Below are 25,190 nucleotides of genomic sequence, written 5' to 3'. Positions count from 1 at the left end.
ATTGTTAGTGATGTAATTCAAAATGAGCTTCTATTTCAACAGGAATTCCTCCAGGTAAAATCATGCCAACGGCACTACGTACACCAACGCCGTTATCCGGACCAAAAATATCTGCCATAAGTTCACTGAAACCATTTATGACCAGAGGCTGTTGACCAAAATCGGGAGTAGAATTCACCATTCCCAATGTTTTTACGATTCTTTTTATTTTATCGATATCGCCAAAATGGGTCTGTATGGTAGACAGCATGGTTAACGCTACTTGTCGTGCAGCAACTTTTGCTTCTTCCGTGGTCATATCAAAACCAGCTCTACCTACAATTAAAGAGCCGTCATTTTGCATGGGTCCTTGTCCGGAAATATATAAAAAATGGTCAACGACCAGTACTGGTTTATATAACCCTGCTGGGGGTGGGGCCGGCGGTAAAACCAGACCTAGTTCCTTAATTCTTTCAGAAGGTTTCTTTAGCATAAATTTTATTTTAAATGAACATGTTAATCACTAGAACACCTACTAGTCCCATTACACCAACGGTAGTTTCCATAACGGTCCAGCTTCTTAACGTATCGTTTACTGATAAGTTAAAATATTCTTTGAACAACCAAAAACCGCTATCGTTAACGTGAGATAACATTAAACTACCTGATCCAATGGCCAGAACCATTAATTCTGGGCTAACACCAGTACCTTGTACTAGTGGCAATACTATGCCTGCAGCAGTTAAACCGGCAACTGTTGCCGAGCCAACACATACACGAATAACCGTTGCGATAAGCCATGCCAAAACCAATGGGGAAATAGAAGATTGTTCTAAAATACCACCAATATATGCACTTACACCACTATCGATCAATACTTGTTTTAACGCACCGGATCCCGCAATGATCAAAAGTACCATGGTAATACCGTTAATGGCGCTACCAACGGAGTCCATAACCTCTTTCATGCTTTTACCGCGTCCTAATCCTAAGGTGTAAATAGCAACCAAAACAGCAATTAACATAGCAATTGCTGGGTTGCCCATAAATACCAAGATCTTGGTAAGAAAGAGATCGGCAGGTAATAGAAGTTGTGCCAGGGCGGCAACGGCAATTAGAATAACCGGTAATAATGCACTAATGATGCTATTTGCCATACTTGGCATTTCTTCTTCTTTAAGCACCACGGGGTTTAAAAATTCTTTTAAGGGTGTAGCGTTAATGTTCTTTAAGGTTCTTGAAAAGATAGGGCCGGCAACAATGATAGCGGGAATGGCTACAAGGATTCCGTATAGCAGTGTTTTACCGATATCCGCATTGAACATTGATGCCAATGCCGTGGGTGCAGGGTGTGGAGGTAAATATCCGTGGGTTACCGAGAGTGATGCCAGCATGGGCAACCCCACATAAAGAAGTGGTAAACCTGTAGCTGCGGCAATGGTGAATACCAAGGGTACTAAAATTACAAACCCTACGGAATAAAACATAGGGATACCCACAATGAAACCGGTTAAAACAACTGCCCACTGAATGTTCTTTTTACCGAATTTTTCTACCAAATGGGTAGTGATTCTTTGTGCGGCACCGCTATCGGCAACCAACTTGCCCAGCATGGCTCCTAAACCTAAAATAATAACGAGGAAGCCTAAAATATTACCGATTCCTTTTTGAATGGAATCGACAACGCTAACGGGTTCCATGCCTTCCGCAATACCCACAAAAAGAGATACAATGACGAAGGTGATAAAGGCATTTAGCTTGAATTTGGCAATGAGAAGAAATAGGAGTAGAATTCCTAAAATAACAATGAATAATGGCATATTAAAATTGAGTTGATTGGTTGATACTTTAAATATACCACAAAAAAAAAGCGCATCATACTTTATATAAATATGATACGCTTTCTAATTGTTTACAGCAATTAATCCGTTGGTTCCGGAGAAATTATTTTATAAACGATTCCTGCAATGACCGCCCCTATAATGGGGGCTAACCAGAACAACCACAGTTGACCTATGGCCCAGTCGCTTACAAAAAGTGCTTGACTTGTACTACGGGCAGGGTTAACCGAGGTATTGGTTACCGGAATACTAATAAGATGTATAAGGGTTAAACAAAGTCCAATGGCCAAGCCGGCAAAACCTCTAGGGGCTTTCGTGTAGGTAGAACCTAGTATTACAAAAAGAAATATAAAGGTCATGACCGCTTCAATAAAAAAAGCGGAAGTCATGCTATATCCGCCAGGAGAATGCGCTCCATAACCATTTGCGGCAAAATTACCTATGTCAAAATCTGCTTTACCAGATGCAATTAAAAAAAGAATGGCTGCACCGGCAATAGCTCCCATACATTGGGCAATGATATAGGGGAATACGTCTTTACCGTTAAAACGCCCACCCACCCAAAGGCCAATAGAAACGGCCGGATTTAAATGGCATCCTGAGATATGGCCTATACCATAGGCCATGGTGACTACGGTAAGACCAAATGCCAAGGAGACCCCAAGAAAGCCAATACCCATTTCCGGAAAGGCCGCTGCAAGTACGGCACTACCACAACCACCTAAGACCAACCATAACGTGCCGATAAATTCTGCAATAAATTTTTTCATTTTAATAAGGTTTAATTGATTCTATCTATTTAGAAACCAAAACCCTATGTAAGTCACACTATTTTAGGTGTTTTATTTATAATTTCAACGGGAAAACATCTAATTTTTTACATAAATCTTAGTTAGACACCTTTTTTTAATCCAAACAAAGGGTGTAAATGTTTTATTTTTAATATGATTAAATGATAAATTAACCAACAAATTAAAAATGTACCTACGATTAAAATTGTAGCTTTTAAAAGTAAGCTCCATTCCAAGTCCATTAGATAATATGCAATCCCTACGGTTATGGTTTGATGAAGAATGTAGAATGGGTAAACAGCACGATTAGCATAACTTAGAAGAGGACTAGTTTTGTTTTTATACTTAGCGGCATAACCTAGTAATACTAATATCCATGACCAAAGATTAATGATTTTTAGAAAAGCTTCGGTAAAGTGACGAGTGTATCCGTCTTCAAATTGCCAAGTGAAAAGCATACCTATGAAACATATAATTCCTAAGTAAAGAGCTTTTGTGCGTATCCTTTCGATTACATTCCAAAGAATAGGTCCGCAAGCGACCATGACAAATCCAAAGAAAAATAAAGTCATGGAAGAGAAAAAATTAAACCAATCATTAATTAGGTCATGGGTTATGTCATAAAAAGGTTCTAGCAAAGACTCCAATAAATATAATGGAATCGTAAAAATGTATAGTCCGTATGGTTTTTGAATTACCTTACTAATCCAACGTATACATCTGTTTTTATTATTTTTTATATAAAGGAAAAAAGGAGAAAGCAATACGGAAAAAACTAGTAGATACGGAAGAAACCACAAGTGATGCCAACTTAAATTGCCTTCTGGGTAAATGCCGTCATAGGCTATAGTGCTCAGGTAGCTCCAATACGAACCTTGAAATTGACCTTGTACCAATCTTTCAAAATATACCTGTGGAGGAACAATAACGAGCATACCGAAAACAAGAGGAATACCTAAACGCAAAAATCGCTCCTTATTAAATTGCCAAATATTTCTTTTTGATAAGGCATAAAAAGTACCTATTCCAGAAATTAGAAATAATATGGGTAGCCTCCACTGGTTTAAAAAAAGCATTGGCCACTTCAACCAATCATAGATGTTATTATTTTTTAGGTGCCAACCCCAAGGCACAAAGAACATACCTGTATGATATATTATGAGTAGTGAAAAAACAACAACACGTAGCCAGTCAATATCATACCTTCTAAACTTAACTTCCATATTCAACATTTTTTTCAAAGTTGAATTTTAAAGTGCTAACTGATAAAATTTTGTGCTTACAATACGTCTACAATTACAATTTTGGAGAAATTGACTTTACAAATTGGGATGGTGAAATATTGGAAACCTTTTTGAAAGCATTGTAAAAAGAAGACTTGGACTTGAAACCCACGGTATCACCAATAGCTTCTATCGTAAGATGACTAAAATGTGGGTCTATCAATCTTTTCTTTGCCAAATTAACTCTTTTACTATTGATGTAATGGCTAAAATTAGCTCCGAAATCTGAATTGATGGTTTTTGAAATTTGATTGGGATGTATTTTTAACTGATTTGCTAAATCTTTTAAACTTGCTTCTTTTTTAATAAAATAATCGTTGTCGTTAACAAAGGTTTCTATTTCATGAAACGTTAGTTCATGCTGAGAACTTCCCAGTGTTTCATACTTGTCGGCAGCCCATGATTTTTCAAAGAATTTAGATTTCGAAATAATGATGTGTGTGGTGGCAAATGCTACAAAAGTTTGGAAAATGGCAATAAAATGATCTCCGCCATCATCGTCATATATGTAGAAAACAACAAATAGAAGAAAGAAAAAAGTACAGAGTATAATGGCAGAATTACGTGTAAAAATGTATTTGGCAGACTTAAGCTTTGCTTTATCTGTGTCATTTCTATAGCGTTCTTCTTTAACTAGTTTTAGTGATAATAGCGTATATAACAGTAAACTAAATAAAATTAACCAATCAAATATATCTTTAATGTGATGGTACGAATAGTTAAATGTCTCTGGAACCGATGCGGTACCTAAATTACTGTAATACGCACCTAAATAAGCGTTTAGTTTAACCGAAACTGGAGCTATGTAAAACGGAATCTGTGATAAAAGATAACCTAGCGGTAAAATTAAGTGCCACCAACCTTTATGTATTGAAATAGGTTTTCTTTTCAAAAATGCATAAATGGTAAAGTATAGAAAAGGACCTATAAGCAAAACAAAAACTTCAGAAGAATCATTCCATTCAGGAAGGTGTTTTATGAGTCCGGTGTAACACAAATAAGTATCCAAAAAAACCAGTGTTCCGAATAATAATAAAAATGCAAAATAAAGTAGTAATCTATTGTTCTTGCTTTTTTCAAAAAGTACAATACTTAAAAATAGATTTTGTGCCACTCCTAGTAGCATTATGGTAGAAGTAAAGTTATGTCTTATAGGAATTTGCTCTATGAGATCATGAATTGTTTCCATGTTATTTTTTATCGATATAATCTACCAATTTTTGAGGGCCTTCCAACAGTATGCGAACCACACGTAACGTACCATCATCTGTGGTGTTTATTTGCCATTTGATCAAAGAGATCATACCTTTTTCTATTTCAATACCGGTAATACTTCTTGGGTGCACACAACTACCGTCGTTAAAAAGAGGAATGTCCCCAGGTTCCGGAAAACGGGGCCTGTGGGTATGTCCAATGACGGTTACCATCAGATTGTGCTTTAATATCCATTTTTTTATACGCCTTTCTACTTTAATAAGTTCGGTATAGTTTCTAGCAGGAGAAGTGGGGTCCGCAATTCCCCATACTTGTAAAGGCTTCCATAAAACTCTCACCAAAAACCTACCACATCTCCAAAAGTTGTAATTCCACCAGTCTGCCTGGTGGCCATGGGTCATAAAAATTTCTTGATCGGTGTGTGTATGTTTTAACAGTATGGCTTCGTGGTATTTAATACCCTCAAAAAGAGATTTGTCCTTATCATCAATAGGCTCAAAATAGCTGGACAGGTGTTTTTTTACATACGCTTCATCCTTGTAGACCATATCATGGTTTCCCCAAATCATGTGTAGCCTATGTTCTAAATGAAATTGCTTTAAAAGTTTAAATACGTTTTTGTGTGCTTCAAAAATAGATCCAAAATGAATGTTCTCCCATAGTTCATCACCATCACCAAGCTCACAATACTGAAATCCTTCTGAATAATAGAATTTTAAAGCATGGTAGTAAATGTTTCTATTATTGGCAAAATCATCGGCAAAACTGTTATCTCCCCTGTGGCAATCACTAAAAAGAATAAATTTTGAAGTATCGTCAAAAGGAATGACTTTGGCATTTTTAAGGGCGTTGTTAAGTCTAGTTTCCGATGACATGGTGTATTTTTCGTTAAATATCCGAAAATCCCGCTAACCATAAGGAAATAGTAACCCAAAAAACTTATGTTGTTTTGTAACTTTACAGCATAAATGTAGACTAACCATAGCATGGGAAAGCACGATAGAAAGAAAATGCCGTTTAAGCACCTCATAAGTTTTGAAAAACTTCTGTCGAAGTATGATGAACACTTAAGGGGCAATGATCCATTTTTGGCAGCTACGGCAGAGCGTATTCTGGCTGTGGAAAAAGGCTTTCCTGAACTGCGAAATGGTTTTACTGATTTTACATTATTGGAAAAGCATAAGGACTTGATCGAGCGTATTTTGCAAGATACGTTTACAGAGGCTTTGAGCGCAAATGAAATTAAAGTGGCAACCCTGCCCTATCAAGATGTAATCATAAAATCATCTAAGCGATTTCAGAATATCATCAATGAGGCCGGTGCAGATTATGAACCTGAAATCAGGAATGTTGGTGATGACTTGGATTATATAATGAGCTGTGTGGTAGTACTGAATTACTATTACGGTTATCAGCTAGATTTTAGCAGGCCTTATTTCTATGATATTCCAGATGCAAATGGGGTTATGCGTCATTATCGTATTTTGTACAATGCGGACTTTATTGACATTATACCCACGGATAAGGCTAAGGAAATAACCCAGGAAGATGTAGATGAGCTCTTGGCCAATCCTAATGATGCATCGCTATGGATGGAAAAAATTCCGCCAGAAAGTTTTATTTCCAAAGGTTTTGTAATTGCTAACCTGTTCGATGTAACGATGGAACAAGCAATTTCAAATATTAAATCAAAGTTGATCTCTAAGGACACCTTGCAACCTGTAAAGTTCATGAACGATTTACAGGAGACTTTTAAATCTTTCTTCCGTCTGCCTAATATTAAAGTGGGTTTTGCTTCTTTTGATGCCAAGAAAGAGCAATTTGAAGAAGTAGCCGGTATTGGCTTTGAAAGTTTTCTTCTAAGGGGCAAGCATGCTATTGACTGCAAACAGGCTTTGTGTATAGATTCTTATAACAAGTTAATTGATTATAACTCTTATTTTACTATTGCCGATGTGGACCGTATGGTTGAGGAATCTGGTGCTTTGCAACCGTATAAAGGACTGCAGGATCAGGGTGTACAAAGTGCCATATTTGCACCTATAGCCTATGAAGGTAAACTTTTGGGGATTTTGGAAATAGTATCGCAAAAGAAAGGTGTGCTCAATGGGGTTAATGCACAGAAATTAGATGATGTATTGCCTTTTATAGTTTCTGCGGTTGTACGTACTAAAAATGAGGAGAACAATAGAATAGATGCCATTATACAAAATGAATGTACCTCTGTACACTCATCCGTTTATTGGAAATTTCAAGAAGAGGCAAAAAGGTTTATGGGAGATGAGATGGAAGGTCGCCCAACTGCTTTCAGGGAAATTGTCTTTAAGGATGTTTATCCTTTGTTTGGTCAAATAGATATTAAGGATTCTTCCAAGGCTAGGAACCTGGCTATACAGAGAGATCTAATGATACAACTTTCTGAGATAGCCAATGTGCTTACTTTGGCAATGGATACATGGAACTTGCCCATTTATGAAGAATTAATTTTTAGGGTGAACAATCATCTTGAAAGTATCAAGGAAATGTTGTACACCAATAGTGAACAGGCCATTTTTGATTTTGTGCATGATGAAATTATACCTGTATTTGAGCATTTAAAAAAATCTGACAGCGCTATAGAAAAGCATATTCTTGCCTATGAGGCCAAGATAGATATGGGCACGGGATCCTATTATGATCATAGAAAAAACTATGATGAAAGTGTCACCCTGATCAATAAAAAATTATCTGCCGTCATTGATAAAAAGCAAGAAAGCGCGCAAAAAATGTATCCTCATTATTATGAGCGTTTTAAGACAGATGGGGTGGAACATAATATGTACATAGGGGAATCCATATCAGAAGAGTTAGAGTATAATCAGTTATATCTTAATAATCTTAGGCTTTGGCAGTTACAGGTCATGTGCGAAATGGAAAATGTACACTATGCCCTTAAACCGGAGTTGCCCGTACCCTTAGATGCCACGTCATTGATATTGGTGTACAACACCTCATTATCTATCCGTTTTAGAATGGATGAAAAACAGTTTGATGTTGATGGCACTTATAATGCGCGTTATGAGGTCATTAAAAAGCGTATAGACAAGTCCTTTGTTAAAGGTACAGAGGAGCGTTTAACGAAAAAAGGATTTCTATCTATAGTATATTCCCAGAAAAAGGATGAGTTAGAGTATTTAAGGTATATTAAATTCTTAAAATCCAAGGGTTGTTTTTCCAATAAAATTGAGATTGTGGAATTGGAAGGATTACAAGGTGTATCTGGTCTAAAGGCCATACGTGCAGAGATTCTATACAAAACGGAGAAAGCCCCGGATAAAACCTACACCTACGACGACCTTATTAAGACCCTAAAGGATTAGTACCTGGCTCAACAATTCCAAACTACGGTCTGGGCCGTAGAATTTAAACGAGATGGCAAAGGCAATTACAGATAAGATCATACCGATCATAAAAATAGTATACGTCCATCGTAATAAGGTATATTTTCTATTTAAGACGATTCCTAAAAAATAAAGGTCTTTGGTCAGGGAAGAATAGATGTAGTCCTTATCCTTGAGCATTTCTTGAATGGCCCATTCATATTCCCCAAGTTTCATTTTATGAAAATTCCCAAAAAATAGAAGGTTTACATTTTTGTTGGCTACATCTTCTTTGGTAAAAGAACCACTGGTAACATTGGGTCTGGTTGCCAATACCGCCAATATCATGGATATTATGGCAAAAAGAACAAAGAGTACCGTAGGGTAAATGAGGTAGTCATTGGAAGGATTGTCCAATTTTGGAATTAAATTGGATAAGGCCAATGAAATAATAATGGCATTTACAGAAAGTAAAATGTTGGCTTTGGTATCTGCAATATCACTTAGGGTAATATGATTTTTAAGCGTTACCCTATATAAGGTCTGTATGCCCCTATCTGGGCTTTCCCCTTTAAACTTTGCTTTTAGGCGTTCCTTTTTGGCTATTTTTTTCTCGGATTTTCTATCCTTGATCAGTTTTCTTAAGTTCTTGTCCTTTTTCTCTGCCCAGTGTTCTTTGGCATAATCCGTATAAAATTGATGATCAGTCCTAAAAACTTGAATATTTCCTTGTAGCCATTCTTTCTGACTAAAGTTTTTGACACCCAGTAATTTAAGTTCTTCCCGTAACAATTCTGAGGTTTCAATATAACTACTTTGTGCAAAATGGGAGGAATCCGCATCACGTATAATCTCTTCCAGTAAATTAGAAGGTTTAGCGTTCCATTTCGTCGCCATTATACAGGCTTTGATTTGGTCAATTTTATTGGGTTCATAGCCTTCTTTTAGCAAAAATTTTTCTGCTATGGCGCAGCTGTTTTCCTCATGATTTTTTATGCCTTTTGTGTAGCCCGTATCATGCAACCATGCCACAAGAATTAATAACTCCCTTTCTTGATCGGATAGAGAACATGAGTCCAATATTTCTTTAGTACTTTTAACCACGCGTTGAGTGTGCCTAAGGTTATGATACAGGAAGTTCTTATCCAACTTATTAGTGAGGAGATCGGTCACAAAATCTTGTGCCTTGGCTAAGATATTCGACATAGAGATTATTGGTTAGAAATACCCAAATTACAAAAATTTAAAGAGGGTTACATTACTATGGGAAAATATTATGCTTGCCTGTTCATGGTATCGTTAATTGTGGGTTGCGCAACCTATGATACAAAATATGTAGATGATAAATATGCCTTGGATGTTCATGAGGATAAAGAAGTGTCTCATACATTTTATCTAATCGGTGATGCGGGTTTGTCGCCAATGGGGGATATGAATGCCGCTTTAAAGATTTTCAAGAAAAGATTGGATCGGGCAGATGAGAACAGTACGGCTATTTTTTTAGGGGATAATATTTACCCTGCAGGGCTTCCGGACCCTAAAGATTCTACGGTTGCCTATTTCAATGCCAAAAACGATCTTGATGCTCAATTAAAGACCCTTGATAATTTTAAGGGTAGACCATTGTTCATCCCCGGTAATCATGATTGGTATACGGAGGGTCTCATTGGTCTGGAGCGAGAGGAGAACTATATCAAAGATGCATTAAAAAAGAAAGAAAAAGACCCTTTTCTACCTGAGAACGGCTGTCCGTTAGATGTTGTAGAAGTTTCTGATGAAGTAGCGATCATTACCATTGACACAGAATGGTATTTAACCAATTGGGACAAGCGGCCGGATATCAATGATAAGTGCGATATTAAAAGCAGGGAGAAGTTTTTCTTGGAACTGGAAGATGCTATTAAGGATTATAGGGACAGAACTACCATTATAGCCATGCATCACCCCACTACAAGTTATGGTCCCCATGGCGGTCAATTTTCGTTACGAAAACAATTTTATCCAAAAGAATTGCCTGTACCGGTACCCGTATTGGGAACATTTGTAAATATCCTAAGAAATACATCAGGTGCATCTGTGGAAGATTTGAACAATAAGCGTTATAATGAATTAATGAAGCGGGTAACTACGTTGGCCCAATTTTCTGATCGTGTCATATTTGCATCTGGCCATGAACATTCTTTACAGTACATCGTTGAAAACAACACCCCACAAATTGTTAGTGGATCTGGAGCAAAGAAAGGAACTACAAGATTATTGAACGGGTCACAGTTCAACACCGGTAGAATGGGTTATGCAACCTTGGAAATTTATACAGATGGTTCATCTAGAGTTAGGTTTTATGGTGTTGGTGATGATGGTAATGAGGAGTTTTTGTTCACCAATACGGTTTTACCACCCACCCAAATAGAATATACGGGTGAGTATTCCGCTGTTTTTCCTAAGACCGTAAAGGCATCGGTATATACGGAAGAGGATATAGATAAAAGTAAATTTTTTAGAACGATTTGGGGAGAACGTTACCGCAAGTATTACGGTACAAAAGTTACTGCGCCAACGGTAAATTTAGATACCTTATTGGGAGGTCTTGTTCCCGTCAAAAAAGGGGGCGGCCATCAATCTAAATCTTTGCGTTTACGAAGAAAGGATGGTAGGGAATATGTAATGAGGGCATTGAAAAAGAGTGCGGAACTTTACTTGCAATCCATGGCATTTCAAGACCAATATGTTTTGGAGGACTTAAAGGAAACCTACACCCAAGAGTTATTACAGGATTTTTATACAGGATCACATCCATATGGACCTTTTACCATTGCAGAACTTTCAGATGCAGTAAATCTGTTTCATACCAACCCCGTACTATACTATGTACCCAAACAACCTGCTTTAAAGGAATATAACGAATCTTTTGGAGATGAACTTTATATGATAGAGGAGCATGCAGGCGATGGTCACGGAGATTTGGCAAGTTTTGGGTACTCCAATGAACTAAAGAGTACGGATAGTATGCTTGAGGATTTGCGGGACGATGAAAAATATGAGGTGGACAAGGACCTTTATTTACGCGCTAGATTGTTTGATATGGTTTTGGGCGATTGGGATAGGCATGTTGACCAATGGAGGTGGGCAGAATTTAAGGATAAGGAGAAAGATAAAATTGTTTACAAACCGGTACCTAGAGACCGTGACCAAGTATATTCCAAAATGGGCGATGGTGCATTAATGAACATTGCCACCCGCATTATACCTGGCTTACGACTTATGGAGGGTTTTACGGAAGAAATCCGAAGTGTTAAAGGATTTAATTCTTCTCCAAAAACCTATGTGTTAGACCTTGCTTTGTTAGGAGAAACCGAAAAAGCTCAGTGGTTGGCACAGGCAGAATACTTGCAAAAAAATTTAACGCCACAAGCAATTGATAAAGCGTTTAAAGCATTTCCAGAAGAGGTTAGGGATGAAACCGTAGACGAGATAAAACATATATTGTTACAACGGTTAAGTCGTATAAAGGAAACGGCAAAAGAGTATTATGGTGTGCTGAACAAATATGCAGTTGTTGCAGGTACGGATAAAGATGATTGGTTTGAAATAAACAGGTTAAATGACAAGGAGACAGAGGTAAAGGTGTATAGAAATATAGGTGATAAAAAGAAAAAGCTTTTTTATTATAAAATATTTTCTACAGCGGATACAAAAGAAATTTGGGTATATGGGTTAGATGACGATGATATTTTTGAAATAGAAAATCCATCAAACTTTAAGGGTGTAAAGGTTAGGGTCATAGGTGGTCAAAATAATGATATTTACAGGGTTGGTAATGGTAGAGATGTAGCCCTCTATGACTTCAAGAGCAAGAAAAACACGTTTGAAAAAACATCTGGAGCAAAGGTAAAACGTTCAGATGCTTATGTGGTTAATACCTACCAACCATTAAACCTTAGAAATAGTTTTAACCAAATTATACCTACCATTGGCTTTAATCCAGATGATGGGGTGCGTATTGGTTTTCTAAACACATATACCTATAATGGGTTTAGACAAAATCCATTTACCCAGCAGCATACTTTTGGGGCTTCTTATTACTTTGCCACAAGTGGTTTTGATTTTACCTATAGGGGAGAATTTGCTCATATTTTCGAAAAATGGAATGCAGAACTATCCGCTAGATTTACTAGTCCAAATTTTGCGGTCAACTTTTTTGGCTTTGGTAATAATACGGTAAACCTTGATGATGATTTGGAGCTTGATTATAATCGGGTAAAACTAAGGCAAATAGAATTTACACCTTCCTTGGTCTGGCGTGGCCAGTTAGGGGCAAAGGTAAAATTTGGTGTTTCTTATCAAAATATTAGTGTAGAAGAGACCCAAGATCGCTTTATAAATACGTTCTATCAACAAAACGGGGAAGAAACCAATAGCGACTTTGTAGGAGTACATGCGGGGTATTCTTATGAAAATAAGGATAATATTGCTTTTCCTACCATGGGTATGTCCACTAGTTTAGATGTTGGTTTCAAGGACAATATTTCTAATAATGGTGGGGATTTTGGATATATAATACCCTCTATTGGGTTTGATTATAGATTGGTGCCTAATGGTAGATTAGTGCTAGCGACCAAATGGAAAGCCCATTTTAATGTGGGTAACGGTTATGAATTTTACCAAGCGGCAAGTATTGGGGGTATGGACGGACTGCGTGGTTTTAGAAACCAACGATTCACGGGAAAGACCAGTTATTACCAAAATACGGATATACGTTTTAGTCTAAAAAAGAAACGTACATCACTCTTGCCTATGGCCATGGGGATTTTTGCCGGTTTTGACTATGGTAGGGTGTGGTATCCGGAAATGAGTTCCAAGCGTTGGCATACTTCTTATGGAGGTGGTTTTTTCCTAAATGCATCAGATGTAATTTCTATTAATACTGCATTATTTGGAAGCGATGACGGGGTCAGGTTCAGTTTTGGTTTAGGATTCGGCTTTTAAAAATTAGGGCAGGGTAAACGTGTACAGATTTCCGCCAGACCCATGACTTTTTTCGTCAGAGAGCAATAAGGTTTGATTATTAAGAAAGCAGATAGATTCTAATTGGGACCTGGCGCCAAGGTCAATTTCTTTCATTTTTCCCTTTGAAAAATCGTCCCAAGAAAAATCAGTGAAGACAAACAATTTACCATAACTAAGTGCTACGATTTTGTCACCTTTAGGAGCAATATCAATAGATGTTATTTGACATAATTTCCAGTCGGTACAAGGGGTGAATTTACTTAATAATTTAGCCTCGTAGGTACCTTTGGAGTCGGGTAGGGTGTAAATGTGTGCTTCGCCAGAAAAGGGATTGGACCTATTTTTTGTGATCAAGTACAGCTTTTTGTTGTGATGGAATATGGCCTCGGCATCATAGAGCAAATTTTCTTTTGCAGGAGGAAATTCTTTTTGATCCGGATAATAGTATTCTATTTTTTCCGCATCTATTTTATCACCCGGTTCATTGGTTGGGTTGGGTAGTTTGTAAACCACCAAATTTTTTCGTGTATTGGCATTATTACCAATATCCGCTATGTAAAGATTGCCGTCTTGATCTTTGCTAAGGTCTTCCCAATCGGTATTATCGCCATTTTTAACCTTTAGACTATTTAAAATTTTCCCTTTATAATTTACTTGATAAATTTCATCCTTATTGCCGTTGTCCTCTATTGCCCATATGGTAGAGTCGTTATAGGTAACCATGCCTGAAATTTCTTTTAAACTAGAGGGAAGGTCCGTAACAACCTTAAGCTGCCCGTAGTTGCTGCATGAGGAAATTATGAACGCAAAAGAAAGATAGAATAGGTTTTTCATGATTTTAGGATAGCCCCTATAGATAAGATAGGGCTTGCAACTTATTTGGCTGCAATATTTTTATCTTCTATTTTCATATCTAACTTGGCGTTGATCAGGTTTCCTATATTTCTACCTTGACCTACACCTACCTCTACAGCGGCCCTATAATGAATACCACCGTACATTCTACTAATTGCGGCTTCATCTGCAGCTTGGTTAAAGGATTTAAAATTTCTTATAGGTAGGCCATATGCCGTCTCCGTATCATCTTCAAAGAAGAAATCATCTCCAAATATATCGGTTAAAACGGTACTAGCGGCTCCAGAAACTACACTGTGTCCAGAGGTGTACTCAGGAAATGGAGGGGTTTGTAATATGGGTTTCCAGTTTTCGTCAATATGTTGATTGATCAATGTTTCTGGTCTAATTAAGTTGCTTCTATATTTTTCGTCCCAGCAACTAATAAATCCATCGGCTATGGCCATAGAAGTTTTAGTGTATGCATAAACGGTATCGTCAAAATTTGCGTTGGTTTTTTTACAGGCAATTTTAGTGATGCCGATCCAGTGTGCCCCTGGGGTAATTTTTTTTGTAGCAAACATTAAATGTCCTCTTGTAACGGAAACATAAGGATTACAGTCCCAGAATTTAGCAATGGCCACTTCTTCAGATTCATCTCCATCTTCGGTAATTTTATTTCCAATGTTATAGACTTCTATAAGTTCTTTATAGAAATCAGAATTTTTATCCATGGAAAAAGGAGGTGGTGGTACCGGCTTAAACTGTGATGCGGAATCTAGGGCAAAAGGTCGTATTTTGCTCCAATGAGGTTCTATGCCATCCATATATGCCGGTGGTGTAGGTTGCCATCTAGCAGGGTCATCGGTATTTACCGTAAATTTAGGCATTGTCCTGGTTTGGCTATAATTATCCTTGGCCATCCAAGCTTTAATATGTTCCGCTACTTTAAGTCCATAATTTTTAGAGGCATTAAACTCTATTTCATTCTTAGATTCCCATTGTTGAAAAAGACTGTCTTGTAGAACATCAAAAGTTTGTTCGGAAAAAATTAATTGCCTGCTTATATTCATATGGGCGATCAAAGCTGATAATTGGGGATTTATAGCTTGTGTAGAATCTATTAAAGGTATAGGTTCCAAATCTTTTAATTGACCTGCTAGGGAATTGTATTCTGGATTTACTTGGGAAATAATCTCATATGCCGCAATATTTGGATAAGCAAAAATTCTACTTGCAACCGGTGGGGAAAAGATATCATGGATCATGATCTCTACAACTTTGTCAATTGAATTGTGTAATTCATCTGGGGTAATGACAATAGGTTCTTGTTTTTTTTCTTCAGCACAGGAAATAACTAAACTGAAGAGTAGTATTGCAATACAAGTGTTCGATAAATTTTTGAACATAGGAAATGAAAATTTCAATTAAAAAATTATGAAGTACAAAACTAAATAAATTTGAGACTTTTATATGTGCTTCAAGTAATTAAGATATGTATTTAAATGTTTTTACGGTGTAATATCACTATATCCTCTAAAAACAATAGTTTATTTTAAGATAAATCTAAGAATTGGTTGTGGAAGTCTTAAAATATCCAATATATTTATCAATTATAATAATCAACCCAATAGATAATGATAGGCATATTTTCTTTTTTAGGCTTTACCATTCTAGTAGCTGTAATTTCTTATTTAGCAACACGCAATACCAATGAAAAATCATCTGACGGATATTTTCTTGGAGGCCGTAGTTTAACGGCCGGGGTAATTGCCGGTTCATTGTTGTTAACGAATTTATCTACAGAACAGATTGTAGGCCTTAATGGTAGTGCTTATACAGACGGGTTGTCCGTTATGGCGTGGGAAACCCTTGCGGCAATAGCCATTGTCATTGCGGCAATTTTTTTGCTTCCAAGATATTTAAAAGGAGGGTTGACTACGGTTCCACAATTTTTATCAAAAAGATTTGATGTTACTACTAAGACCATAACTTCCGGACTCTTTTTAACAGGTTATGTGGTAGTACTGCTACCGGTAATATTATATTCTGGATCTGTTGCCATTAGTGGCATGTTCGATGTATCTACACTTTTAGAGGTGTCTGATGAGACCGCATTGGTAATCTGTATCTGGGGAATAGGGATAATTGGGTCTATTTATGCCGTATTTGGGGGTTTAAAGGCCGTAGCTGTTTCAGATTCAATAAATGCTATAGGATTATTGGTGGGAGGTCTTTTGATTCCTGTTTTTGGATTAATGGCAATTGGCGATGGTAGTGTTTTTGAGGGGTTGGATACGTTGATTAGCACAAACCCGGAACGTTTTGATTCTACGGGTAATAAAGGACAAGAAGTACCTTTTGCTACAATTTTTACAGGAATGATGCTTGTACAATTGTTTTATTGGGGTACTAACCAACAGATTATACAAAGGGCTTTAGGGGCAAAGAATCTGGCAGAAGGTCAAAAAGGATTGTTACTGGCTTCGTTTTTAAAAATATTGGGTCCCTTGATCTTGGTACTTCCAGGCATGATCGCTTACCATTATTTTGAAGGTGGTTTGGATACCAGTGATTTGGCTTATCCAGAACTGGTAAGGGCAGTTCTACCAAAACCTTTGGTTGGCTTCTTTGCAGCAGTACTTTTTGGAGCTATTTTAAGTTCTTTTAATAGTGTGCTAAATAGTTCCGTGACCTTATTTGGTATAGATATTTACAAGCAACATATCAATAAGGATGCTTCTGAAACAACGGTAGTAAAATATGGGAAGATTTTTGGTATTTGTTTAGCATTGGCAGCAATGTTTATAGCACCATTAATAGCAAATGCAGGAAGTCTGTTCAATTATCTACAGGAAATAAACGGTATTTACAGTATTCCTATTTTTACGATCATAGTAGTAGGGTATTTAACTAAAAGAGTACCTGCTATTGCGGCGAAAATCGGCATTCTTTCTGGTTCGGTATTATATTGTATAAGTCAATTTTGGTTGAAAGGTATGTTTGTTGATCAAGCCTTGGCCGAAGCCAAAGCTGCTGGTGTAACAGATGCTGCTAGTCTAAAGTTGATTGAAGCGGATGCGTATCCCCATTACTTGCATATTATGGCAATATTGTTCGTAACCAATATTGTGATTATGCTTGTAATAGGTAAAATAAAGCCCCGTAAGGAACCTTTTGTGTTAGAGTATACCAAGCAAGTTTCTATTACACCTTATAAATATGTCAATCAATTTGGGATTGCTATTTGTGCAATAGTAATTGGTATTTATATCTACTTTGCCAGATAAAAATTCTTGAAATTAGAGATTTTACTCCGTTTTTAAAGGTAGGTATATTTCGGTTTTCCAATTTAAGGAATTGCCTCCCATATCCGGATTGTTGTAAAATATTTCTATAGCCTTGGGCTCTACGCTTAGGTTGTTCTTTTTTGCATACCTAAGCAATGCATACCAAGCTCTATCAGACGTAATGTAATTTCCATTATATATGGCTTTGATAGCTCTGGTAGACGAAATGGTCTTATATAGAATTTCAGAATCTGTAGGTAAATTTTCCTTAGAGGTTATTGGGTATCCAAAATTATAGTCGATAGAGTCGTTGACCCTATCCCATTCCGTAATTTCCAACATGGGTGGCCCATCTAGTTGAGCACCGTTTTGTAATAGAAAATTACCAATGAATGTGGTGTTTTCCATCATTCCAAGTGCTTTTTCTACTTGAGCGCTCTTTATAGGTACGTAGGCAATTAATTTTTCTTCAAAATTTTCTTCACCAACAATGGTGACCTTAAAATTTTCTATATGATCCTTAAGCACTGTCATAAAATCTAAAACTCTTTTTTCTGAACCTATGGAGAAATTTGTTTTGGTGAATGGTACCATTAGTTTGTTCATGATGCTGTTCATAAAGTCTTTGTCCTTAATGCCAACGGTTACCTGGGATGTTGAGTCTGAGGTTGATTTTATCTCCCAAGAATAAATATGGGTAGAATCTTGAATATTCCAGACCTGTTCAAGATGTTCAAAATCGTTTACCTCTTTAAGTTGAGAACTATTTTCCAGACCTGCGCTCCATAACTTTAAAGATTGATTTATGGTTTCTGAAAAGGTATCGGATTTAAAATTAATGATGTAATCTGTAGGTTTAATAAAGAGATACCAAATTAAAAATAATGCAATTACAAGTGTAAAAATGTAACTTCCTTTCTTGATCATATATAATGTAGATAATTTTGTGACTAACGTTTTTTTGGAAATAAACCTTTATTTATTCAGGTATCATATTTACCGTTGAATTTTGTATACCTGAACAGTATCATTATTGATGGTAACTAAAACATACGGTTCTTCTTTAAAATTAATAATGTTCATCTTACGTACAGATTTGAACATAAAATCTAATCCTAATTCATTTCCTAAATGTACCGTGTTGGCATCTTTAAGTAAAGCTCCGGAAAAGGAATCAAACCTGCCGTGATAAGGTTTTACACCAAAGTAATTTCCCCCTATCAATACCTCTTCTTTAGTGTCATTATCAAAATCATATTTTAAAAATGAGGTAATAGGTGCTGTTTGTAGGTTAAACTCAAACGGCATAAATGTGAATTTACCGTCATCATTTTTAAGGTAGCCGGAGCGTAATTCTGCAACATTGAGAATACTTGCGTTATCAATTTGATCATCACTTAAAATTTCATGAATTGGTTTTCCGGCAAAAGAACTATAAGAAGTAAACTTTTTACGCAAAGACACCAATTGCCCGGATAGATCATTTAAACCCGCTAAAGGATAATACGCACCATCTTTGTACGTACATACAATTGTTTCCGTAGCACCATTTTTATCAAAATCACTATAGTACATTCTCATTGGGTGGTTTGCGGTAGCACTAAATTTTGAATTTGTACCCCAATTTCCTAAAAGATAATCCTCATCTCCATCTCCATCAATATCAAAACCTTCAATACTTTGCCATAGCCCGCTTAAAGAATTCTCCGTTATGTTGTCCACTAAAGTAAAACCTGTATTGCCATTCTTGTAAAATTTAGGGGCCATCCATTCCCCTACAAGTATTAAGTCTTGGGTGCCATCATTGTCAAAATCCGTAGCAATTGCATCCGTAACCATTCCTATATTTTTAAAAACATCAACCTCTGATATTTCAAACACTCCATTATTATTTATAAGTAGGTGAGAATTTGCAGGTTTACCAAAATCCGATGAAACGGATTGATTGCCAATGAACAGATCCATATCATTATCTCCGTCAATATCAACTGGTACTATAACAGATGCATTGTTATAAAATACCGGAAATTCGTTGGTCACGACCCCATTGTTCTTAAAGCTATACGAGCTATTGGTAAGCGGTTTTGCCTTCCCAAAGAAATCTGCACCGCCAGTACCAATAATCAAATCTTTAGCACCATCATTATTAAAGTCTTGTAGAATGGATACGACATCTTCCTTTATAGAATCTTTGGCTATATTAGGATATAGGGTCTTTACAAAACCAGAATCTTTCTGGATGTATATTTGGGACGGAATATATTTAGAACCACCAAAGAAAATATCTTCTTTATCATCATTATTTATGTCTGCAACGGCTACGGCAGGACCTCTATCTGAAAGTTGATATGGTATAAGTTTTTGACGATTAAAATCTGTATATCTATCTTCCTCATGTTTAAAAGCGATACCTAAGTTATCTGTTGTTTTCTTGAACAGGGGACTTACCTTACTTTGTAAACTCTTATAATCAAAAGGTTTAGGTTTATTGGGTTGAATTACTAATGTTTGATTGACATGGACATTTTTTAAGGTTTGATAAGTTTTGTTAGGCCAAATAATTTGAATGGAATCTACCTTGTCCATGTTATCGTAACCAAAATGAACAATGGGTTCAGAGGATGCTTGAAAACCTCTAACCGTATAGAGTTCTTTAAATTGTTTCTTTTCTTTGGCAAAAGAAACTACTTTGGTGCCTATACCAAATTTATTTTCCGGTATGTAGTCTAATTTTATTTTTAAATAATTGGCCTTCGTATTTGTTTGGTTCTCGTACACTAGCAATTCACCGTTTAAGGTATTGCTTACCAAATCTAGATCCCCATCATTATCTAGGTCGCCATACGCCGTTGCTCCGGAAATTATAGTATCGGTAGTTATCCATGAATTGGATTTGTCTTTAAATACCAAATCTGATGATCCTTTGAAAATTTTATTGGCTACATTACCAGACGGCATTAATTTCAATGCCTTTTGGTCAATAAGATTGGTATTGTTCATTTTCTTTTCAATATTTTCATTGGAAAGAAAATTGATGTAATCTAAATCATTGGGTCTTTTAGGAATGCCGTTACTAATGAATAAATCTTGTTCCCCATCTTGATCATAATCTCCAAAAAGTGCGCTCCAACTCCAATCGGTAGCGGCAACCCCACTTTGTAAAGCGGTCTCAACAAATTTACCGTCCGGTTGGTTTAGGTAAAGCATATTACGGGTAAATTGATAATGGTACCCATAATCATTTATTCTTACTTTCTGTATTTGCAGATTATCATCACCCTCAGATGCTTTTAAAACCTTTTCATCATCTGGTAGCATGTCAAGGGAAATTAAATCTGGTCTGCCATCATGGTTTAGGTCTGTAGCATCACTACCCATAGAAAACCTAGAAGTATGGCCAAAATAGGTTCTTAAACTTTCCGTAAAAGTACCATCGCCGTTGTTTAAATAATAATAATCATCCTCGTGAAAATCATTACCAATATATATGTCAGGATACCCATCCAAATTAAAATCGGCAATGGAAATACCCAGGCCATATCCGTTAATACCCCCAAATATACCCGCTTGTTCACTAACGTCTACGAATGTACCGTTATCATTCCTTAATAGTTTATCGCCAGACTCATAATTGCGCTCATTTCTTAATTCTGCCTTGCCATAAGTTTCTTGAGTGTGTACGGCATGGTTTAAAAGATACATGTCCAGATCACCATCTAAATCATAATCCAGAAAGGCAGCATTGGAACTATAGGAATCATAATCTAGCCCATATGCTGCAGCACTTTCCTCAAACTCGCCATTACCCTGGTTAATATATAGTTCATTATGTCCATTAAAGCCATTTAGGCCAACTACGGCACAAACATAGATGTCCAATAACCCGTCGCCATTTACATCTCCCATAACGGCCCCTGTGTTCCATGAACTTTTACCTCCAATTTTAGCAGTCTCGGAGATATCTTCAAAGGTTAAATTGCCTTTGTTCAGGAAAAGTTTATTAGCGGTCTGGTTTGCAGAGAGAAAGATATCCGGTAGGCTATCATTATTAATGTCGCCTATGGCTACACCACCACCGTTATAGTAATAGAGATAATCAAGAATGTTGAGGTCATTGGACTCCGTTAGGTTATTTTCAAAATATAATCCTGTTTCTTTTGAGGATAATTTTTTAAATAACTCACCTTCATTTTTTGAACCACAATTTAAAAGTAGTAAGGAGAAGAATAGTACAAGAATGCTATTTTTCATTTAATCTATAAATTTTTGGCTTTTCATTATTGATAGCCGCTATTAAAAATGTGTTCCCTTTTTTATCCTTAAACAACTCTAGATGTTTAACCTCTTCTTTTATGAATAGGCCGCTCTCTGCATAGTTTTGCCAATCAAATCCCATTTTACCATCACCCAGCAATACATTGCCATAGTTACCGTCCTGTCTGGAAAACTGTGGTTTAAATTCAAAATTATTACCGGCCATAATTAAATCTAGATGGCCATCATTGTTTACGTCTGCACATTGAATACCGCATATACACGAAAACTGCACACGGGACGGTAAGATTTTAATGGAGAATTTTCCATTGCCTTCATTAATGGCGATGATAGATTCAGAAATGGAAGATTCTTTAACAATTGTATTTTTCAACGTTTCTTTCGGAAACAATTCATTAATCGTTCTCTTGGCGTAATCAGAAGCTTTTATATTCTTTTTCTTTAAGGCCAGTATTTGTGTGGTAAGCTCCTTTTTTTGATGTAGGGGATAATCCCCTCCGTCATAATTTTGGGTAATTATTTGTTCTATGGTACCATCATTGTCAAAATCGTTGATCCACATTTTCATGGGTTGATTTTCTTTTGGTTTATAGTGAACGTTACTGCCAGAATTACCTAAGATTAAATCAATATCCCCATCATTATCTAAATCTTTAGCATCTACAGCGCCCCACCATCCACTTAAACTATCAAGAGTAGTAGAAAATTTACTTAATCGTCTACCTGAGTTTTTATAGATATTGGGGTTGCCCCAATCAGATACCGTTATTAAATCCTTCTTTCCATCAGCATCCATGTCTACCCATATAGCATCTGTAACCATACCTGCATCCTTTAGGTCATATCCTGAACGTTCTGTGACATCTGTAAAGGTTTCGTCCGCATTGTTCAATAACAGCAAATGATTGGGCGTTACCCCATAGGTGCCAACGATACTTCTAGAACCTATAAATAAATCAGTATTACCATCATTATTAAAATCATAGGGTGCTATAACGGATATATTTTTATTGACGGTAGGGAATTTGGATGCAATCTTACTGAAATTTCCATTTCCATTGTTCTTATATACCCTTATGCCATAAGTGCTTTCCATGCCTAATTCATTACCGCCCGTACCTACTACCAAGTCCAGGTCTCCGTCATTGTCCATATCAAAGAAAGCCGCAGCTGTATCTTCAAGTTCAGCATCTATTTCAAAGTAAGTTGTGTTTGGTTTTCCTAAAGAACCATTGCCCTTATGTAGGTACAATGCACCGGAAGAACCTTTTGCACCACCTATAAAAATATCATCATTGCCATCACCATTAACATCACCTATGGCAAGTGCCGGCCCTTCTTCATCCAATGATTTATATATTAATCCCTCATTGTCAAAATCGTTATAGTCATTTTCCTTATGGGACAATAAGGTGGAATTTGATAGTTCCTTAAGCAGCTTATCTTGAGATTCTATCTTGGGCACCTGGTATTGCTCCGTAGCATCAGAATGGTTAAGGGTGTATTCTGAATTTACGGCTACATTGGTCATTTTCTGGGTGGTGTCATCTGGCCAAATAACTCGTATTGAGTCAATTTTAGAGGTGGTACCTACACCAATGGTCATTGGGTATTCTACAGAAGACTGAAATCCTCTAGAAGGGATTAAGGTCTGGTCTATAATCTGGTCGCCGTAATAAACTTTGACATTTGTTCCGATAGCAAATTTGTTCTTTTCCGGACCTTTGAATTTTAATTTAATATAGTTGCGGTCTTTTAACAGGTTACTATTGTTCTTGTAGACAAAACTTTGCATGTTTACATTGTTGACAACCAAGTCTAGATCACCATCATTGTCCAAATCACCATAAGCGGCCCCATTGGATTTACTTGGAATTTCAAATCCCCATTGTTTGTTGTAGTTACTAAACGTAATATCCCCATTATTGCGGTAGGCATAGTTGGGTAGGGGGCTCATTGGCATTTTGTTGATAATGGAATCAATAGATTCCTTTCTACCGGTCAATGCCATTTTTTGTATGATTTCATTGGCGAAAAAATCTACAAAATCAAGGTCTGTTAAATCGTGATTAATACCGTTGGTTACATAGATGTCTTTTAATCCATCGTTATCCATATCAAAAAGCAGTCCGGACCAGCTCCAATCCGTAGCTTCAATACCACTGTAATAAGCAACTTCTGAAAATGAGCCATTGCCATTATTAAGCTGTAAGGTGTTTTGTATGTATTGTTGATGAAAATCTTTGCTTTGTTTTAGTTTAAAAATATTATAACCTTCAAATTCCATGACCGATTTTACACGTTGGTCCGGTTCAGGTAACATGTCTGTGATAAATATATCGGATAGGCCGTCATTGTTGATATCGGCTATGTCTATACCCATGGCAGAAAGACTTAAATGGTTGGTCCATTTATTAATCTCCTCGGTAAAGGTGCCATCTTGATTGTTTATGTACAGATAATCTCTCTCATAAAAATCATTGGAAACATAGAGGTCAGGATATAGATCCTGATTAATGTCAGTTACCATAACCCCTAGGCCAAAGCCTATAAGGCTACCATAGATGCCCGCTTTTTCACTAACATCTACAAATTTTCCATTATCATTACGAAGGAGCATATCTCCAACGCCCTTAAAAATATCGGGTACGCCTTCCCAATCCTGGGCTCTAACGTTTCTTTGTTCGGCATAGCCTAAACTACTTACGGGAATATTACTGTTATTTAAAATATAGGCGTCCAGGTCACCATCCTTATCATAGTCAAAAAATGTAGCGTGGGTAGAAAAACCTGTTTTGGCTAAATTAAATTCCGATGCTTTTTCTGTAAAGGTTAGATCGCCGTTGTTAATATATAAATCGTTATCATGGTTATTGCCTTCCATATTACCGGCATTACTAACATAAATATCCAATAGTCCATCATTGTTAATGTCTGCCATAACTACACCGGTAGACCAAGGTTTGTTTCCTTTAGTACCGGATGTTTCCGTTATATCCTCGAATTTAAAATTACCCTTGTTCAAGTATAGTTTATTGGCAACCATATTGCCGGTTAAATAAATATCCGTTAACCCATCATTGTTAATATCGCCCAAAGCAACCCCGCCACCGTTGTAAAAATTTCTATATTTAAAAATATTGAACTGTTTCTTGTTTTCTATTTGATTAATAAAATCAATACCTGTACTATCAGGTGATAGCAGGGTGTACAATGTATCTTCTTTAGTAGTATTTTTTTCTTCGTTGGATTTTTCCGTACAAGCGAAAAACAAAAACCCTATACAAAGCAAAAGTGATAAATATAATTTGTTCAT

Annotated in this window: 15 protein-coding genes; 3 read left to right on the top strand and 12 right to left on the bottom strand. The window is 36.6% G+C overall.

Annotation, left to right across the window (positions count from 1 at the left end; translation table 11 throughout):
• Positions 1-4: 4 nt before the first annotated feature.
• The 6 genes from ABVM52_RS05665 to ABVM52_RS05640 all read right to left on the bottom strand — a co-directional run bounded on the left by ABVM52_RS05665 (position 5) and on the right by ABVM52_RS05640 (position 5,984).
• Positions 5-472, bottom strand: a complete 468-nt coding sequence (locus ABVM52_RS05665) for a RidA family protein (protein ID WP_405384438.1) — start codon at positions 470-472, stop codon at positions 5-7.
• A 10-nt stretch (positions 473-482) separates the two neighbouring features.
• The gene (locus ABVM52_RS05660) at positions 483-1,799 is read right to left on the bottom strand and encodes a gluconate:H+ symporter (RefSeq protein ID WP_405384437.1); all 1,317 of its coding nucleotides are present in this window, start codon (positions 1,797-1,799) and stop codon (positions 483-485) included.
• Between the two features lie 101 nt (positions 1,800-1,900).
• Entirely contained in the window at positions 1,901-2,590 is a 690-nt protein-coding gene (aqpZ, locus tag ABVM52_RS05655; protein ID WP_405384436.1) for an aquaporin Z, read from the bottom strand.
• A gap of 122 nt (positions 2,591-2,712) precedes the next feature.
• Complete coding sequence (locus tag ABVM52_RS05650) at positions 2,713-3,834, bottom strand: acyltransferase family protein (protein ID WP_405384435.1); 1,122 nt, start codon at positions 3,832-3,834, stop codon at positions 2,713-2,715.
• 73 nt (positions 3,835-3,907) lie between these two features.
• Entirely contained in the window at positions 3,908-5,083 is a 1,176-nt protein-coding gene (locus ABVM52_RS05645) for a helix-turn-helix domain-containing protein (RefSeq protein ID WP_405384434.1), read from the bottom strand.
• A gap of 1 nt (position 5,084) precedes the next feature.
• Positions 5,085-5,984: a serine/threonine protein phosphatase gene (locus ABVM52_RS05640; protein WP_405384433.1), complete on the bottom strand. Its 900-nt coding sequence runs from the start codon at positions 5,982-5,984 to the stop codon at positions 5,085-5,087.
• 111 nt (positions 5,985-6,095) lie between these two features.
• On the opposite strand from ABVM52_RS05640, the gene ABVM52_RS05635 reads away from it, so the two are divergent.
• Positions 6,096-8,468, top strand: a complete 2,373-nt coding sequence (locus tag ABVM52_RS05635) for a GAF domain-containing protein (protein ID WP_405384432.1) — start codon at positions 6,096-6,098, stop codon at positions 8,466-8,468.
• Here ABVM52_RS05635 and ABVM52_RS05630 read toward each other — a convergent pair.
• On the bottom strand, positions 8,457-9,674 hold the full coding sequence (locus tag ABVM52_RS05630; protein ID WP_405384431.1) for a Pycsar system effector family protein: 1,218 nt from the start codon (positions 9,672-9,674) through the stop codon (positions 8,457-8,459). The two genes, ABVM52_RS05635 and ABVM52_RS05630, sit on opposite strands and share 12 nt — an antisense overlap.
• 57 nt (positions 9,675-9,731) lie before the next feature.
• Between ABVM52_RS05630 and ABVM52_RS05625 the strand changes: the two genes are divergently transcribed.
• Positions 9,732-13,454 (top strand): metallophosphoesterase, encoded by a 3,723-nt coding sequence (locus tag ABVM52_RS05625; protein ID WP_405384430.1) that lies wholly within the window; start codon positions 9,732-9,734, stop codon positions 13,452-13,454.
• A 3-nt stretch (positions 13,455-13,457) separates the two neighbouring features.
• Here ABVM52_RS05625 and ABVM52_RS05620 read toward each other — a convergent pair whose 3' ends face one another.
• Complete coding sequence (locus tag ABVM52_RS05620; protein WP_405384429.1) at positions 13,458-14,309, bottom strand: hypothetical protein; 852 nt, start codon at positions 14,307-14,309, stop codon at positions 13,458-13,460.
• A gap of 41 nt (positions 14,310-14,350) precedes the next feature.
• Positions 14,351-15,718: a vanadium-dependent haloperoxidase gene (locus tag ABVM52_RS05615; RefSeq protein WP_405384428.1), complete on the bottom strand. Its 1,368-nt coding sequence runs from the start codon at positions 15,716-15,718 to the stop codon at positions 14,351-14,353.
• A 228-nt stretch (positions 15,719-15,946) separates the two neighbouring features.
• Here ABVM52_RS05615 and ABVM52_RS05610 point away from each other — a divergent pair, with 228 nt between their 5' ends.
• Positions 15,947-17,599 (top strand): solute:sodium symporter family transporter, encoded by a 1,653-nt coding sequence (locus ABVM52_RS05610; RefSeq protein ID WP_405384427.1) that lies wholly within the window; start codon positions 15,947-15,949, stop codon positions 17,597-17,599.
• A 21-nt stretch (positions 17,600-17,620) separates the two neighbouring features.
• On the opposite strand, the gene ABVM52_RS05605 is transcribed toward ABVM52_RS05610, so the two are convergent.
• From ABVM52_RS05605 to ABVM52_RS05595, 3 genes are all read right to left on the bottom strand, one after another.
• The gene (locus ABVM52_RS05605; protein ID WP_405384426.1) at positions 17,621-18,526 is read right to left on the bottom strand and encodes a GyrI-like domain-containing protein; all 906 of its coding nucleotides are present in this window, start codon (positions 18,524-18,526) and stop codon (positions 17,621-17,623) included.
• 69 nt (positions 18,527-18,595) lie between these two features.
• The gene (locus ABVM52_RS05600) at positions 18,596-21,850 is read right to left on the bottom strand and encodes a VCBS repeat-containing protein (protein WP_405384425.1); all 3,255 of its coding nucleotides are present in this window, start codon (positions 21,848-21,850) and stop codon (positions 18,596-18,598) included.
• Positions 21,840-25,190, bottom strand: coding sequence for a VCBS repeat-containing protein (locus ABVM52_RS05595; RefSeq protein ID WP_405384424.1), 3,351 nt, complete (start codon positions 25,188-25,190; stop codon positions 21,840-21,842). Before ABVM52_RS05595 ends, ABVM52_RS05600 begins: the two co-directional genes overlap by 11 nt.

Origin of the sequence: Maribacter sp. LLG6340-A2 (genome assembly GCF_045057105.1) — a bacterium.
Classification (GTDB): Bacteria; Bacteroidota; Bacteroidia; order Flavobacteriales; family Flavobacteriaceae; genus Maribacter.
The sequence above is the reverse complement of the archived record's forward strand: the minus strand, read 5'-3'. Positions and strand labels throughout refer to the sequence as shown.